Origin of the sequence: Reyranella soli (assembly GCF_007992495.1) — a bacterium.
Taxonomy (GTDB): domain Bacteria; phylum Pseudomonadota; class Alphaproteobacteria; order Reyranellales; family Reyranellaceae; genus Reyranella; species Reyranella soli.
Genome location: NZ_BKAJ01000134.1, coordinates 26,394 through 41,966 on the forward strand (window position 1 = coordinate 26,394; position 15,573 = coordinate 41,966).

General features: G+C 67.2%; 15 protein-coding genes. 3 read left to right on the plus strand and 12 right to left on the minus strand.

Annotated elements, in window-relative coordinates; all coding sequences use genetic code 11:
- Positions 1–318 precede the first annotated feature (318 nt).
- The 12 genes from RSO01_RS33600 to RSO01_RS33655 form a co-directional block, all read right to left on the minus strand.
- On the minus strand, positions 319–1,155 hold the full coding sequence (locus RSO01_RS33600; protein WP_170303549.1) for a Crp/Fnr family transcriptional regulator: 837 nt from the start codon (positions 1,153–1,155) through the stop codon (positions 319–321).
- 213 nt (positions 1,156–1,368) lie between these two features.
- On the minus strand, positions 1,369–1,782 hold the full coding sequence (locus tag RSO01_RS33605) for a cupin domain-containing protein (protein ID WP_147154963.1): 414 nt from the start codon (positions 1,780–1,782) through the stop codon (positions 1,369–1,371).
- Positions 1,779–2,537 carry a carboxymuconolactone decarboxylase family protein gene (locus tag RSO01_RS33610; protein WP_147154964.1) on the minus strand — a complete coding sequence of 253 codons (759 nt, stop codon included), beginning with the start codon at positions 2,535–2,537 and terminating at the stop codon, positions 1,779–1,781. The genes RSO01_RS33605 and RSO01_RS33610 overlap by 4 nt, the downstream gene beginning before the upstream one ends.
- 4 nt (positions 2,538–2,541) lie before the next feature.
- Complete coding sequence (locus RSO01_RS33615; protein WP_170303550.1) at positions 2,542–3,510, minus strand: Bug family tripartite tricarboxylate transporter substrate binding protein; 969 nt, start codon at positions 3,508–3,510, stop codon at positions 2,542–2,544.
- 71 nt (positions 3,511–3,581) lie between these two features.
- The gene (locus tag RSO01_RS33620) at positions 3,582–4,538 is read right to left on the minus strand and encodes an acetamidase/formamidase family protein (protein ID WP_147154966.1); all 957 of its coding nucleotides are present in this window, start codon (positions 4,536–4,538) and stop codon (positions 3,582–3,584) included.
- Between the two features lie 11 nt (positions 4,539–4,549).
- Entirely contained in the window at positions 4,550–5,305 is a 756-nt protein-coding gene (locus RSO01_RS33625) for an SDR family NAD(P)-dependent oxidoreductase (protein WP_147154967.1), read from the minus strand.
- A gap of 64 nt (positions 5,306–5,369) precedes the next feature.
- The gene (locus tag RSO01_RS33630) at positions 5,370–6,368 is read right to left on the minus strand and encodes an oligopeptide/dipeptide ABC transporter ATP-binding protein (RefSeq protein ID WP_147154968.1); all 999 of its coding nucleotides are present in this window, start codon (positions 6,366–6,368) and stop codon (positions 5,370–5,372) included.
- Positions 6,365–7,408 (minus strand): ABC transporter ATP-binding protein, encoded by a 1,044-nt coding sequence (locus RSO01_RS33635; RefSeq protein WP_147154969.1) that lies wholly within the window; start codon positions 7,406–7,408, stop codon positions 6,365–6,367. Before RSO01_RS33635 ends, RSO01_RS33630 begins: the two co-directional genes overlap by 4 nt.
- Positions 7,408–8,316, minus strand: a complete 909-nt coding sequence (locus tag RSO01_RS33640) for an ABC transporter permease (RefSeq protein ID WP_147154970.1) — start codon at positions 8,314–8,316, stop codon at positions 7,408–7,410. The genes RSO01_RS33635 and RSO01_RS33640 overlap by 1 nt, the downstream gene beginning before the upstream one ends.
- A 1-nt stretch (position 8,317) precedes the next feature.
- Complete coding sequence (locus RSO01_RS33645) at positions 8,318–9,316, minus strand: ABC transporter permease (protein WP_147154971.1); 999 nt, start codon at positions 9,314–9,316, stop codon at positions 8,318–8,320.
- A gap of 14 nt (positions 9,317–9,330) precedes the next feature.
- Positions 9,331–10,974 carry an ABC transporter substrate-binding protein gene (locus RSO01_RS33650; protein ID WP_147154972.1) on the minus strand — a complete coding sequence of 548 codons (1,644 nt, stop codon included), beginning with the start codon at positions 10,972–10,974 and terminating at the stop codon, positions 9,331–9,333.
- Positions 10,971–12,026, minus strand: coding sequence for an isopenicillin N synthase family dioxygenase (locus tag RSO01_RS33655; protein WP_147154973.1), 1,056 nt, complete (start codon positions 12,024–12,026; stop codon positions 10,971–10,973). The genes RSO01_RS33650 and RSO01_RS33655 overlap by 4 nt, the downstream gene beginning before the upstream one ends.
- A gap of 329 nt (positions 12,027–12,355) precedes the next feature.
- On the opposite strand from RSO01_RS33655, the gene RSO01_RS33660 reads away from it, so the two are divergent.
- From RSO01_RS33660 to RSO01_RS33670, 3 genes are read left to right on the plus strand one after another with little or no spacing between them, the layout of a single operon-like run.
- On the plus strand, positions 12,356–13,204 hold the full coding sequence (locus tag RSO01_RS33660) for a TauD/TfdA dioxygenase family protein (RefSeq protein WP_147154974.1): 849 nt from the start codon (positions 12,356–12,358) through the stop codon (positions 13,202–13,204).
- A gap of 2 nt (positions 13,205–13,206) precedes the next feature.
- A complete protein-coding gene (locus RSO01_RS33665; RefSeq protein WP_147154975.1) occupies positions 13,207–13,806 on the plus strand; it encodes an SRPBCC family protein in 600 nt (199 codons plus the stop codon).
- Positions 13,803–15,467, plus strand: a complete 1,665-nt coding sequence (locus tag RSO01_RS33670) for a thiamine pyrophosphate-binding protein (RefSeq protein WP_147154976.1) — start codon at positions 13,803–13,805, stop codon at positions 15,465–15,467. The genes RSO01_RS33665 and RSO01_RS33670 overlap by 4 nt, the downstream gene beginning before the upstream one ends.
- Positions 15,468–15,573 lie beyond the last annotated feature (106 nt).

Consider the following 15,573-nt stretch of genomic DNA (forward strand, 5'->3'; position numbering starts at 1 on the left):
CTTGATGACTCTTACCGTGCCAGGTCACAGCGCCTTCATGGACCCTTATTCGGCACCATGGACTCTACGCTAGCGCGCGGCGCCAAGGCGACTGGATCCGGCTTCGGCAGCATCGCGAGCGACAATGATGCACGGCGGAGCCTGCCGGGTCGGCTGGAGTTGCGAAGGCTGGCACCCAGCGCGCGCAGCAAGGAGAGTTCCCGCAGCACGAGGGTCCGCGCATGGTGATGTCTGGATTGCATGTCATGTTAATGCCGTGATCGCGATGGCAGTTGCAGTCGGCGGCCGATTTTTACGCTCGGAGGTCTCGGCCGGCGATCAGCGCTGCGCCAGCTCCGCCAATCCCTCCGGATCGAGTATCACGACGGCGCGCCGCGTCGAGCGGATCAGATGCTTGCCCTCGAGCATCTGTAGGCTGGTTGTCACACTCGGCCTGCGCACGCCGAGGATTTCGGCGAGCACGTCGTGCGTCAGTTCGAGTCGCCGGCTGCCCAGCCGCCAGGCCGCCTGCACCAGCCAGTGCGCCAAGCGCTCGACGATGGTCGCGCGGCCGCTGTACGACAGCGTATCGGCGAGATGACGCAACGCCCCGCCGACCTGGCCGAGCAGGTGATGGCGCAGGCCGGGATCGCTCTCGCTGAGCTGGTACAGAGTGGCTGCCGGGATACGCCAGGCGCTGCCGTTCGCCTGCACCACCGTCTGGCCGGGCGAGACGCTGTCGCCCAGCAGGATTCCAGGCGCGGTCATGCCGTCTCGGCCGATGGTGGCGGCCTCGATCCGGGTCGCCGCCGTCGCGCCGACGAAGATCGAGACCAGGCCCTCGACCGGGAAGTGAACGTATCCGACAGGCGCGCCGCAAACGTCCAGCACGTCGCCCCGCTTCAGCGGGACACGCTCGAGCCACGCCGCCAACGCGGACCTCGTCGCGGCCGGCAGCGAATCCAGGATGGTGTTGGCGAAAATCGGCTCTGCCCGTGCCGGGACGGCCGCTTCATCGACCGCATCCCGGGCGATCAGGGCCGGCCTGCTCTCGACTGATGACGCCGCGCCGGCGACGGCGCTGCCGCGGACGACGTCTCCCGGTTCCTCCGCCATGAGGTAGTTGTCTTCGGCGACCAGGATACGCGGTCGTGACACATTGATTGTATCCGGCATTCAGCTCCCCTGCTGACCGACTGACATAACGCCGACGCAGGCGTCCGGTTGCGGACCAAAGGAGGGTACTGTTGCGTACGGCAACCGCGCTGCCATTGGGACATTTCTTGGGGGCGTCCCGACGAGCTTGCCTCCGGCAAGCTCTCTTCCCCCATCGTCGGGTCGTGTGGCGGGCCCACCTGATCCCCATCAGGTGGGCCTTTTCCTTGGACTTCAGTGCTCGAGGTCGAGGTCTTCCGGCCGGGGCGCCTGCTCGAGGTTCATTCGCCCTTCGTAGATCGGCCGGCCGCCGGTGGTCGGGCCGGGATACTGCACGAACAGCACTGTTCCCCCGGTTTCCGTCCGCATCTCGTCCTCAAAATGCGGGTCTTCCATGTAGACCAAGGTGCCGGGGCCGTACTTTCGCTGACCCATCTGGAACTCACCCTCGATGATGTACCAGACCTGCGCGAAGTCGTGCTTGTGCAGCGGGAAGCCGGCGCCCGGCTCGTAGCGCAGGAAGCCGACATTGGGCACGGTCGGCCGCTCGGGCGTCGGATGGAACAGGAACTTGGTGACGTTCCTGAAGCGGCCCATCTCCCATTCCATCTCGTCGGGATGCCGGAATTCGGGGGCGTTGTGGGTCATGCCTTGCCTCCAAGAGCTTCACTGAGACCGCCCAGCGCATTCAGCGCCGGAGCGAAGCCGCTGAGCGGCGCCGTCTGGACGATGGCTTCGATCACCTCGGTCCGGCTCAGCCCCATGTTGAGCGCCGACTGGCCGAACTTCTTCACCTGGCCGTCGAGCTTCAGCGCCGTGAAGGCAGCAACCGCGACCAGCGCGCGGCGGCGCAAGTCGAGGCCGGGACGGAACCAGATCTCGCCATAGCCGTACTGGATGGCAAGCGGATAGAGCGCGCCGGTCACCGCGTTGCCGGGCGCGGCATAGCCCTGCGTGGCGCGATCGCCGTGCAGCTCAGCCATCAGCTTGCGGCCGCGCTCGCTCAGCACCTCGAGCGAGTCGCCACGGCTCGGCTCCTGAGGCATGGCGATCTGGCGTTCGCCGAACACCTCGCCTGCCGTCTCCACCGCCTCCTCCGACGCGGCGAACCCGGCATAGATGCCGATCTGGATCAGGATCTCGACGATGGCCTGCGGCGAAAGCCCGAGATCGATTGCCGCCGCGACATGGCGACGAAGCCTTTTCAGGCGCTGCACGGCAGCGAGGGCCGCCAGGGCGCACACCATGCGATCCTCGAGCGCAAGGCCCGGCCGGCTCCAGATGGCGCCGTAACTCGCCTCGGTATTGAGGGCGCGCATGAAGGCGGGCGCACCGTCGTCCGGTCCGAACAGGCGGCGGCGCATGGCCTCGCCCTTCTCGCGCAAGCAAGCACGTGTCGTCATGGCTCTACTCCGCCTGGATGCCGGCCTTCTCGATGATCGGCCGCCACAGGTCGATCTGAGAGGAAAGCCTGGTGCGCAACGCCTCGGGCGTTGCCTGATCCGCCGGGGATAGCTCGGTCTCGATCTTCTCGAGCTGCTGGGCGACGCCCTTGTCGACCACGATCTCGCGCAACGCCTTGCTCAGGGTGTCGATGATCGGCTTGGGCGTGCCGCGCGGCGCGTAGAGGCCGAACCAGGTGCTCATGTCGAGGCTCGGCATGCCGACCTCCACCGCCGTCGGCACGTCGGGCAAGGAGGCCAGGCGCTTGCGCGCGGTCAGCACGAAGGCCTTGAGATCGCCCGAGCGAATGGCGCCGGAGGTGGTCGTCGGCAGGTCGCAGATGACGTCGACCTGGCCGCTGCGAATGTCGAGAATCGCCGGCCCGGCGCCCTTGTATTGCACCATGGTGAGCGGCGTGCCGATGGCTTCCTGGAACAGCATGGCACAGAGATGCGTGGCGCTGCCCAGGCCCGACGAGGCGAAGGTCAGCTTCTCCTTGTTGGCCTTGGCGTAGGCCACCAGCTCGGCGAAGGTCGTTGGCGCGAAGTCCCTGCGCGCCAGCATGATCATCGGCCCCTCGGCGAACAGGCCGATGAACTCGAACGACGCCAGCGGATCGAAATTGAGCTTCTTGTACAGCGAGGGGATGGTCGACAGGCCGATATGGTTCAGCAGCAGGGTGTAGCCATCGGGCTTGGCCTTCGACGCCTGGATCGAGCCGACGGCGCCGCCCGCGCCCGGTACGTTCTGGACCAGCACCGGTTGGTGCAGCCGCGCCTTCAGCGCTTCCGCCAGCACCCGCGAAAGGTAGTCGCTGGCGCCGCCCGGAGCGTAGGGCGAGACGATGGTGATCGGCCGGCTGGGCCAAGCCTCCTGAGCCGTCGCGGGCAGGGCAAGCAGAACAGCGAAAACGAAAGCCGCGATACGACGCACGATTTCCTCCGCTTCTGTCTTGCGGAGGATGCTGGGCGAATCGGCGCGGCTTTACCAGCGTCTTGGCGGCTCTACTCCAGGACGATCCGCGGGAAGTACATCGAAACGACCCAGTTCGGCACGTCGACGATGGAGCTGATGCGCAGGTCGGCGCAGACGCTGCACAGCATGTAGGCGTCGATCGGCGAATAGCCGAAGCGTTTGCTCAGCAGGTCGATCATCTCGCTGACCGCCATGCGCGCGCCTTGCATCAGGTCGGGACCGATGCCGGTCGTGACCTCGTAACCCTTCTTGTCGAAATGGCTGGTGACCGGACCGGGCGTAACGTAGCGCGGCATCCTGAGGTTGGCGCCCTTCACCAGGTCGAACTTCAGCGCGACGTCGATCGAGCTTTCGATCGCCGTGCCGCAGACCTCGCCGTCGCCTTGCGCGGCATGCGTGTCGCCGACCGAGAACAGTGCGCCCGCGACCTCGACCGGCAGCAAGAGCTCGGTGCCCTCGGCGATGTCGCGCACGTCCATGTTGCCGCCGACATTGCGCGGCGGGATGATACTGTGCAGGCCGGCCGCGGCCGGCGCCACGCCGATCGTGCCGGTGAAAGGCTTCAGCGGCACCCGACCGCCCGGACCGTACATCGCGGGCGCAAGGCTCGCGTCATAGTGCCAATGATGGAGCTTGGCGTCGGGGAACTGGTCGGCCAGCAGACCGAAGCCCGGGATGTTGCCCGTCCAGCCCCACCCCGCGCCACCTGGGCCCGACGGCTTGAACGACAGCAGCGTCACCTTGAGCGCATCGCCCGGCTGAGCGCCGTCGATGAACACCGGGCCGGTGACCGGATTGACCCGGCCGAGATCGAGCTTCGCCAGGTCGGCCGCGGTCGAGGTCTTCGAGAGCTGGCCCGACGAGGCATCCAGCGTCTCGAACTCGACGGTCTCGCCGGGCTTGATGGTGATGCGCGGCTTGAAGGAGTTGTCCCAGCCGTGATGGATGCAATCGCTATGGATCGTGTGCTTGCCATGTCCGCTCATGAGCCGCTCCTCTAGACCGCGACCGTGAGCGCGCCGTCGATCACCAGGTTGGTGCCGGAGATCCGGCTCGCCATCGGGCTCGAGATGAAGATGACGCCGTTCGCCACCTCCTCGGCGGTGCCGAACTTGCCCGTCGGGTTGACCTTGAGCGTCGAGGCGAAGAGATCGGGCATGTTCTTCTCGATGTTCTGCCAGATGCCGCCGTCGAAGTAGGTGTTGCCGGGCGACACGCAGTTGACGCGGATGCCCTTGCCGACGAGCTGGCGGCTCAGGCCCTTGGCGTAATGGATCAGCGCCGCCTTGATGGCGCCGTAGGAGCCGGCGGCGAAATCGACCTCGAAGCCCGAGACGCTGGAGATCAGCACGATCGAGCCCGAGCTCGACTTCTCGAGAAACGGCACGGCCGCTTGCACGGCATTGACGGTGTGCATCATGTCGACCGAGAAGGACTTCTGCCAGCTCTCGGCCGAATCGCCGACCGCGAGCGCGCTCACGTTGCAGACCAGGGCGTCGAGGCCGCCCAGCGCCTCGGCGCTGGCGGCGACCCAGGCCGACAGCGCCGGCCCGTCGGCGACATCGAGGGCCTGGCCGAACGCCTTCACGCCCTTGGCCTTCAGCGCCGCCACGGTCGCCTCGACCTCGGCGGCGTTGCGGGCACAGATCGACACGCCGGCGCCCTCGGCGGCGAAACCCTCGGCGATGGCGCGGCCGATGCCCTTGCTGCCGCCGGTCACGGCGACCTTCTTGCCCTTCAATCCGAGATCCATGATCCGTCTCCTTCGTCGCCCGTCCGCAACCCCACCGACGGAGCCGGCAAGGGAGTTGACAATACTACGTCGCGGGCGCCGTCACATGGCAACTCACCTTGCGCCCCTCGGGCAGGGCGACCAGCGCCGGGTGGGCGCGCTCCAGGCACTGCGGCTGGCGCGCCGGGCAGCGCGAATAGAACGAGCAGTGGCGCGGCGGATCGATGAAGGACGGCAGCTCGCCGTCGCGTGGCTCGACCTGAGGGATCAGGGCGCGTTCGGACTCGCGCACCACCGGGATCGCCGACAGGAGCGTCTGCGTATAGGGATGCAATGGTGCCGCCATGAGCTGGTCGACCGTGCCGACCTCGACGATCTTACCGAAATACATCACCGCCACGCGCTCGGCGATGGCGCGCACCACGCCGAAATTATGGGTGACGATCACGTAGGTGAGCGCCCTCTCCTTCTTGAGCGCCATCAGCAGCGCCAGGATGCGGGCCTGCACCGAGACGTCGAGCGCCGAGGTCGGCTCGTCGAGCACCAGCACGCGCGGTTCCAGCGCCAGCGCGCGGGCGATGTTGACGCGCTGCTTCTGTCCGCCGCTCAGCGACACCGGATAGCGATTGGCGAAGTCGGCCGGCAGGTGGACGGCTTCGAGGAGATCGCGGATGCGCTCGTCGCGGTCGCGGCGGCCGCGCATGCCGGAGAGCTTCAGCGGCAGGGCCACGATCTCGCCGACCGTCTGACGCGGGTTCAGCGAGGCGCCGGGGTCCTGGAAGACGATCTGGATCTGCCGGCGCAGGCTGCGCAGGTCGACGCCGCTGGGCCGCGAGATCTCCTCGCCGTCGAGCACGATGCGGCCGTCGGTCGGCACCGTGACCCGCGCCAGCAGGTTGGCGAGCGTGGTCTTGCCCGAGCCCGATTCGCCCACGATGGCGAAGACCTCGCCCTCGGCGATGTCCAGCGACACGTCGTCGACGGCGCGCAGGGCCGTCGTAGTCATGCCGAGCCCATCTCCTTTGCGGCGCACCTTGAAGGCCTTGGTGACGGAGGCGGCCTGCAGGAAGGCGGCGTCGCTCATGCCGCCTCCTTGCCGTAGAGCCAGCAGGCGACCTGGCGGCCGGGGGCCTGCTCGACGCGCTCGGGTGTCTCGCGGCAGCGTTCGAAGGCCTCAGGGCAACGCGGCGCGAAGCGGCAGCCGCGCGGCGGCGCCAGATAGTCCGGCACCTGGCCCGGGATCGTCCGCGGCAGGCCGCCTTCGAGCGACGGGATCGCCTCGACCAGGCCGCGCGTATAGGGGTGCAGCGGCGCGTCGAGCAGCGGCCCGGTCGGCCCGTTCTCGACGGTGGTGCCGGCGTACATGACGTAGGTGCGCGCGCAGATCTCGCGCGCCACCCCGAGGTCGTGGGTGATGTAGAGCCCGGCCAGTCCCTCGCGCTCGACAAGGTCCTTCAGGAGATCGATGGTGCGCTTCTGCACGGTGACGTCGAGCGCCGTGGTCGGCTCGTCGGCGATCATGAGCTGCGGGCTGCCGCTCAGCGCCATGGCCAGCAGCACGCGCTGGCGCATGCCGCCCGAGAGCTGGACGGGATAGCGCCGCAGCACCTGCTCGGGATCGGCGATGTAGACCTTCTCCAGAAGATGCGCGGCGTGGTCGCGGGCGCGCGACACCACGGTGCGGGTATGGCGCTTGCGGAAGTAGGTCGCGAGCTTCCGGTCGCTTTCGTACCAGACGATCATGTCGATCATCTGCGTGGCGATGGTGAAGGACGGGTTGAGCACCGCCGACGGGTCCTGCGGTACGTAGGCCACGAACTTCTTCAGCGCCTCGCGCTCGCCCGACGGAAGGCCTGCGAGATCGCGGCCGAACATCTCGATGCTGCCCGCCTTCACCACGGCCGGCGGCATCGGCAGGATGCCCAGCAGCAGCTTCGCGGTGACGCTCTTGCCGCAACCCGATTCGCCCACCAGCCCGACGATCTCGCCGGGATCGATGCGCAAGGTGACGTCCTTGATGACCTGCTCGACGCCGTCGCCGGTGTGGAAGTCCATGCGCAGCCCGTTCAGGCGGACCACGGGTGCCTGCACCGACACCGACGGAAAGGACAGCGAATCGGGCATCACTCTTCCGAAAAGTAGTCGCGCAGCCCGTCGCCCAGCAGGTTGAAGCTGACGACGGTGATGAAGATGGCGATGCCGGGGAACAGCGACGGCCACCAGGCTCCCGGCAGATAGTTGCGGCTGGCCGCCACCATCTGGCCCCACTCCGGCGTCGGCGGCCGCGCGCCGGCGCCCAGGAAGGAGAGCGCCGTGCCCGTCAGCACGGCATAGCCGGCATTGAGCGAGATCGCGACGAGAAGCGGCGAGGAGATGTTGGGCAGGATCTCGCGGAACATGATGTGCATGTCCGAGGCGCCCAGCGACTTGGCGACCGTAACGTAGGTCTCCTGCTTGCGCGACAAGGTCTGGCCGTGGGCGATGCGCGCGAAGCTGCGCCACCAGACGAAGCCGATGGCGATCATGGCGTTGATCAGGCTCGGCCCCAGCAGAACCGTGATGGCGAGCGCCAGCACGAGGGCCGGGATGGCCGAAAAGCCGTCGGTGATGCGCATCAGCACCTGTTCCAGCGCGCCGCCGTAATAGCCTGCGAACAGGCCGAGCGGCACGCCGATCGTGACGGCGATCGCCAGCACGATCACGGCCATGGACAGCGACCAGCGTGCGCCTGCCATCACGCGCGTGAGCACATCGCGGCCGACTTCGTCGGTGCCCATCGGATGCGCGAGCGACGGCGGCTGCAAGACGGCGTCGAAGTTCAGCGAATCGGCGACGTCGTCGGGATAGGGCACGATCCACGGCGCCAGTACCGCGACCACGAGGAGGACCAGCAGGCAGATCGCGCCGGCAAGCGCCAGCCGGTTGCGCGCGAACCGCGCGAAGCGGCGGCGAAACCCGGTCTTGCGGACGGGAGCTGCTTCCGCCTGATCGGAGACAGCGACGGCCGCCTGGTCGATCGAGGTGACGGCCATGCTAGCGCTCCAGCCGAATGCGGGGATCGAGGGCGACGTAGAGCTCCTCGGTCACGAAGTTCACCACGACCACGAACAGGCAGATCACCAGGGTCACGCCGACGATGGCGTTGTAGTCGTTGGCGAGGATGGCGTCGGCGCCGAAGCGGGCGACGCCGGGCCAGGCAAAGACCTTCTCGACCACGAAGGCGCCGCCGATCATCAGCGGGAACAGGAAGCCGATCAGCGTCAGGGTCGAGGAGAAGGCATTGCGCAGCACGTACTTGTAGTTGATCAGGAAGCGCGGCATGCCGACGGCCTGGCTGAAGCCGACATAGGGTTTGGCCAGCTCGTCGAGCATGGAGCTGCGGATCATCGAGGTGATCTGCGCCAGCGGGCCGACCGCGAGCACGATCGTCGGCGTGATCAGGTGGCGGGCGGCGTCGCCCATGGCCTTGAAATTACCGCTAAGCAGCGCATCGACCAGATAGAGGCCGGTGATGTGCTCGGGCGGCGGCCCGGTGATGCGGCCGGTGATCGGCACCAGCGATAGCGCGGCGCCCAGAACGAGCTGGAGCATCAGCGCTGCCCAGAAGTTCGGGAAGGAGACGCCGGTCAATGACCACAGGCGGCTCGCCTGGTCGACCGGGCCGTTTCGATGCGTCGCCGCCAGGATGCCGAGCGGCACGCCGACGACGATGGCGAGCGCCAGCGAGCACAGCACCAGCTCGAGCGTGGCCGGCAGGCGCTCGCGGACGATCGTGCCGACGTCGCGCGGTTCCATCAGGGATACGCCGAAATTGCCGTCGAGCAAGCCGCGCAGATAGGCGAGGTACTGGACCTGCAGCGGCTTATCCATGCCCATCTGGACGCGGAACTTCTCGACCTGCTCCTTGGTCGCCCCGTCGCCCAGTGCGGCGCCGACCGGATCGCCCGGCAGCACCCGCACCAGCACGAACATCAGCAGCGACACGAACAGCAGCACCACCAGCATGTTGAGGACACGGCGCAGGAACCTCATGGTGCCGCCCGCCCTTACTTCGACTGGTTGGCGACGAAGTCGGGATCCTTCGTGTCGAAGCGGAAGGTCTCGAAGCGGTACTCGTACTGCGAGGAGCCCCCGTCCTGCTTGGCCGCCTTGACGAGGTACTTCCAGCGCGGCTGCACGCGGATGTCGTTGTGCGCGAAGATGGCCGGCGCCTCGGCCGCGATCTTCTTCTGGGCCTCGCAGTAGAGCGCATACTGCTCGGGCGCCCCGTCCGGCAGCAGCGAGGCCTTGTCCATCAGCGCCGTGACCTCGGGATTCTCCCAGTAGATGCCGCCGCTGGGATAGGGCGCGCCCCAGCCCTTCTTCGTATAGAAGCTGAGCAGCGGGCTGGGATGGCGCACGCGCGCCGAATCGTAGAAGAACACGAAGGGATAGGCCGATTCGGGCTTGGTCTGGGCGGCCACGATGTCGGTCCAGCGCACGGTCTTGACCTCGGCATTGAGGCCGATCCTCTTGAGGTTCAGCGTCAGCAGCAACCCGACCTTCTCGAACGGCTCGGAGCCCGCCGTCGAGGCGTACTCGAGCTTGAACTTCTTGAGGTCGTCGGCCGAATACTTCGACTTGGCGATGTATTCCGCCGCCTTCTTCATGTCGTACTCGTAAGTCGCGATGCCCTCGCACTTGCCGAGCAGCGCCTCCGGCACGGGGCCCTTCAGCCGGATGCCGCCGGAATAGATCTTGTTCATCGCCGTGCTGGCGTCGAAGGCGTGCGAGATCGCCTTGCGCACGTTGACGTCGTCGAGCGGCGGCTTGGTGGTGTTCATGACCACGTAGTAGTTGTTCAGCGTCGGCCACTGATCGACCGCGAACTTCGGGTTGTCGGCGAAGATCTTGACGCGCGGCGGCGAGGGGCTGACCAGGCTGACGTCGAACTCGCCGGCCAGCATCTTGTTCTCGAGCGTCACGATCTCGGGGATGATGCGCAGCTTGACCTCGACCGGCGCGCCGGGCTCGAACGGCCGCAGCTTGTAACCCTCGAAGGCCTTGAGCGTGATGCCCTCGCCGGCCTTGAAGTCGGCGATGTAGTACGGGCCCGAGCCGGCGTCCTTGCTCTGCAGGTACTTCACGCCGTAGTCGCCGAATTCGCCGTACTGGCCCTCGGCCTTGTTGGCCATCAGGAGCTTGCCGTTCAGGATCTTGAGGTTGACCAGGGCGCGGATGAAGGTCGGGTCGACCTCCTTCAGGTTGAAGCGGACCGTGCGCGGATCGACGACCTCGATCTTGTCCTTGTCGACGTTGCGCAGATAGCCGCCGACGAGGCCCGGCAGGGTGAGCACGCGGCGCATCGAGAAGGCGATGTCGTCGGCCTCGACCGGCTTGCCGTCGTGGAACAGCACGTCGTCGCGCAGGTGGAAGGTGTAGGTCTTGCGGTCGTCCGAGACGTCCCACGACTTGGCGATCCACGGCACCACGGTGTTGTCGGGCATCGGCATCACCAGCATATCGTAGACATTGAGCACGATGATGTTCTCGCCGTAGTTGGTGGCGCGCGCCGGATCGAGGGTCGAGACCTCGAGGGTGAGGCCGGCACGCAGCACCGGCTTGGCGGCGTCGGCCCGGACGGTGGCAGGCGCGATGGCGGAAACCAATGCGAATGCGGCCAGCGCCGCGGTGATCGAGAACGCTTTCACAACTCTATCCTTCTCAGGCGTGTCAGGGGCTTCGGCGCGGTGTAGTCGGTCGTGTACCAGGCCATGTATTCGGCGTAGGTCATCGGCTCGTACTGGAAGGGATTGTCGTCCGACTTGCAGCTCGGCAGGCAATCCATGACCCAGTCGCGGTTGACGTCGAGGAAGAACGGCATGGCGTAGCGCTCTTCCGGCGACAGGTTGACGACCTGATGCGGCGTCGACATGCAGCGGTTGTTGCTCCAGCGGCGCAGCATGTTGCCGCTGTTGACCACGAAGCTGCCCGGCACCGCGGGCACGTCGACCCATCGGCCATCGGTCCGCCGCACCTGCAGGCCCTGCACGCGATTGTAGGGCAGCAGGGTCATGAAGCTGGTGTCGGTGTGCGGCGGCAGGCCTTGCTCCCGCTCGCCGAGCGTGGCCTGGCGCGGGTAACGAGAGATACGCAGCGTGTACATCGGATCGACGAAGGCCTGGTCGAACCAGTCGACCGGCAGGTCGAGCGCGGTGGCATAGAGCGGCAGGAGCGACTTGCCGAGCGCCTCGAGCGCGCGTGCATAGCCCACCATGGCGTCGCGGAAACCGGGCGCCGACGGCTCCGGCGGCCACTGGTTGGGCGCGCGGAAGCGCTTGCCGGCCAGCACGTCGGGATGATCGGGCGCGAGGTCGGCCTTCATGAAGAAGGATTCGGCGGCGGCAGTGACCTGCCGCTTGGCGTTCAGGTCGGACGTCGGACGATTGTAGAGAGAGCGCATCGGCGTGTAGCCGATGTTGTGCTGGTTCTTCAGCAGCGGCAGCTTGACGTCTTCGGGCAGCGCGAAGAACCCGCGCACGGCTTCATAGGTCCGATCGATCGTGGCCTGCGGCACGCCATGATTGACGATCAGGTAGAAGCCGACTTTTTCCAGCGCAGTGCGCAACTGCGCGGCGCAGGATTCCATGCCACCCGACGTGCCGGCACGGAAGGGCGCAAGGTCGATCACGGGGATTTCGTACACGGCTCCGGTCTGCACCGCCTGTACCGGCGTCAAATACTCCTTCACCTGCACATTCATCGGGCCCTCTCTACGCTACGCTGGAACGGACGCTTGTGGGGAATTGCACAAGCAATAAACATTCCAGCCGCGTCGGCGGCGCCTGCGCGACCGTGATTGCGGGCATGCACGCGGCACATTCACCGCACGCAGCATGCCAGGGTGAAAAATTCACTCCGCCTGGAAGAGGCAATGGCGAGGTCTCGCTCTCTCGACCTGGTGGATCAGCGGGAACTGCGAAAACCAAAGCCGCGATGCGACGCACGCTGCTTTTGGTCGGTCTCGTTGGGCTCGCTGCCGGGCCAGACGGCGAGGCTTTACCAGCGGCACGACGGGCGTAGACTTCCCGCATGCAGATTGAACGGCCTCATCCCAAGATCGGCGCCCTGGTCAGCGGCGTCGACGTCCGTTCGCTCTCCGACGAGGAGTGGCGAACGCTCTATCAGACGTGGCTCGACAGCATCGTCATGGTGGTGCGCGGCCAGGCCCTAACGAAGGAAGAATTTTTGGCTTACTCGCGCCGCTTCGGCCGGCTGAAGCCGCATCGCGTGAGAAAGACGCGCGATCCCGACCATGCCGAGCTCACTGTCATGGGCATCGGCACCAGGAAAGCCGACGGCCAGGTCAACCAGGTAATCTACAATCGCGGCGGCCACTGGCACACCGATTCGCCGTGGGACGCCGAGATCTGCAAGGGCACGCAGCTCTACGGCGTCGCCATTCCCTCGAGCGGCGGCGACACCGCCTTCGCCAGCATGTACGAGGCCTACGCGGCCCTGCCCGACAGCCTCAAGCAGCGCATCGCCGGGCTCAAGGCCGAGTACATCTACGGCGGCAAGAAGCGCGAGGGTCATGAGCTGCTGGAGCCGGAGGACCGGCAGAAGCCGCCGGCCGTCTATCCCATCGTGCGCGTGCACGAAGAGACAGGCCGCACCTCGCTCTACGCCAATCCTCATCACATCGTGCGCATCCAGGGGCTGAGCGAGGCCGAGAGCGATGCCCTGGTCAAGGAGCTCACGCCCTACATGGTCGAGACACCGGCGCAGTACCAGCACCAGTGGCGCGTCGGCGACATCGTGATCTGGGACAATCGCTGCGGCCTGCACAAGGCCTGCGGCGGCTATCCGCTCGACGAGGCGCGCGTCCACTGGCGCACGACGATCATGCAGGACGAGGCAGAACGGCGGGTTGCCGCCTGACCATGCCGTCTCTCAGCGAGCAGACCACGATCCCGTTGCCCGCCGATGACGTCTGGCCACTATTGAGCGACCCCGCGCTGGTCGCCTCGTGCATTCCCGGCGCCAGCCTTTCTCCTGACCAGGGCGACGGGCTGTGGCGCGGCTCGGTGCGCGTGAAGTTCGGCCCGACCGTTGCGGTGTTCCGCGGCGAGGCCACGCTCGCCTTCGATCACACCCAGCGCACCTGCACCATCGAGGGGCGTGGCATCGACGGCCGCGGCGCCTCGCGCGCGCTGGCCTCGGGCAACGTCAAGGTCACGGGCAAGGAGACGACCGAGCTCGCCATCGACGGCAGCTTCAGCGTCTCGGGTCCGCTCGAAACCTTCGCCAATGCCGGCGGCGTGCATGTCGCGCGCGCCCTGCTCGGCGAATTCTCGACCAATCTCGCCAAGCTGGTGGCCGAGCGACGACCGGCGGCAGCCACGCCGCAGGCGTCGCCGGAGCCAGCACCGATACCACCATCGCCGCCGCCCGCCGCCGAGCTGAGCGCGGGCAACCTCATGTGGCGCGCATTCCTGTCGTGGTTGCGCAGCCTCTTCGGAAAAAGGGAGACCCCGAGATGAGCAAGCTGCAGGTAACCGACATGCTGGCCCGCGCCTTCGCGGCCGAGGGCGTGGACACGCTGTTCACGCTGATGGGCGATGCCAACATGTACTGGTCGGTGGCGATGTCGAAGCTGCCCGGCATGAAGGTCGTGCATGCCCGCCACGAGCACTGCGCCGTCGCCATGGCCGACGGCTATGCCCGCGCCACCGGCAAGGTCGGGGTGGCCTCGACGACCTGCGGGCCGGGCTTCACCCAGATCATGACGGCGCTCACCATCTCGGCGCGCTCCAACACGCCGCTGGTGGTGTTCGCGGGCGATGCGCCCCTCACCGCCTCCTGGTACATCCAGCAGATCGACATGGCGCCATTGGCGCTGGCCTGCGGCGCCGCCTTCGTCGGCGTGAAGCACATCGACCGCGTGCTCGACAATGTGCGCGAGGCTTTCCAGATCGCCCAGGCCGAGCGCAAGCCGGTGGTGCTGTCCGTGCCGATGGACCTGCAGAAGCAGGCGTGGCCGCACCTCACCGACTACACGCCCTCCTCCGAGCTGGTGCCGATGGCGCAGCGGCCGATCCCCGATCCCGCGATGGTCGACCGCGTCGTCGACATGATCGCCGAGGCCGAGAAGCCGATCATCGTGGCCGGCCGCGGCGTGATCCGGTCCGGCGCACGCCAGGCGATCGAGGCGCTGGCCGAGCAGTCGGGCGCCCTGATGGCGACGTCGCTCTTGGGCAAAGGCCTGTTCGACGGCAATCCCTATGCGCTCGACATCGCCGGCTCCTTCGCCAGCGATTTCTCGCGCGAGCGCTTCGCCGAGGCCGACCTGGTGATCGGCATCGGCGCGGGGCTCGGCCATTACACGACCGAGGGCGGCTACCTCTATCCCGGCGCCCGCACCGTGCAGATCGACACCAACCCGCGCGGCCTGTGGCAGGGCCTGCGCACGGCCGATCTCCACGTTCGCGCCGACGCCAAGGCGGCGGCCGAAGCCATCGTGGCACGCATGAAAGCGCGCGGCGTGTCGCGTACCGGCTTCCGCAACGGCGACATGGCCCAGCAGATCGCCAAGGATTCTCCGGACTCCAAGGAATTCCAGGTCCAGCCCAACACCGTCGATCCGCGCAAGGCGATCCTCGAGCTCGACCAGGCGATCCCCAAGGACTGGGACGTCGTCGTCGGCGGCGGCCACTATTTCAGCATCGCCATGACCCACATGAAGGGCCGGCCGGCCGACAAGTATCACGTGGTGAACGAGTTCGGCGCCATCGGTTCGGGCCTGCCGGCCGCCATCGGCATCGCCGCGGCGCGCGGCGACGGCAAGGTCATGCTGATCGAGGGCGACGGCAGCCTGCTGATGCACATCCAGGAGCTGGAGACCATCCGCCGCCAGGGCATCCGCATGCTGATCTCGGTGATGAACGACGGCGGCTATGGCGCGGAGTTCCACAAGTTCCGCGCCAACGGCATCGACCCCGGCGAAGCGATCCACGGCCGCGGCGATCTCGCCGGCGTGGCGACGGGCTTCGGCCTGCGCGGCGCCGCCGTCACCGAGATGGGCCGCTTCGCCCCGCTGTTCCGCGAGCACCAGGCCGCCAACATCGGCTCGGTATGGGACATCCACACGGACGACCTGATCCCGTCACGCGCCTATCGCCGCGTGCACTACGGCGAGGCGTAGCTCCAGGTCCGTTCATTAATCATGTTCCTCTCCCCCGCTAGGGGGAGAGGTTAGGTGAGGGGGAATCGACGGTTGTAACCCCCCCCCCCCCCCCCCCCCCCCCCCC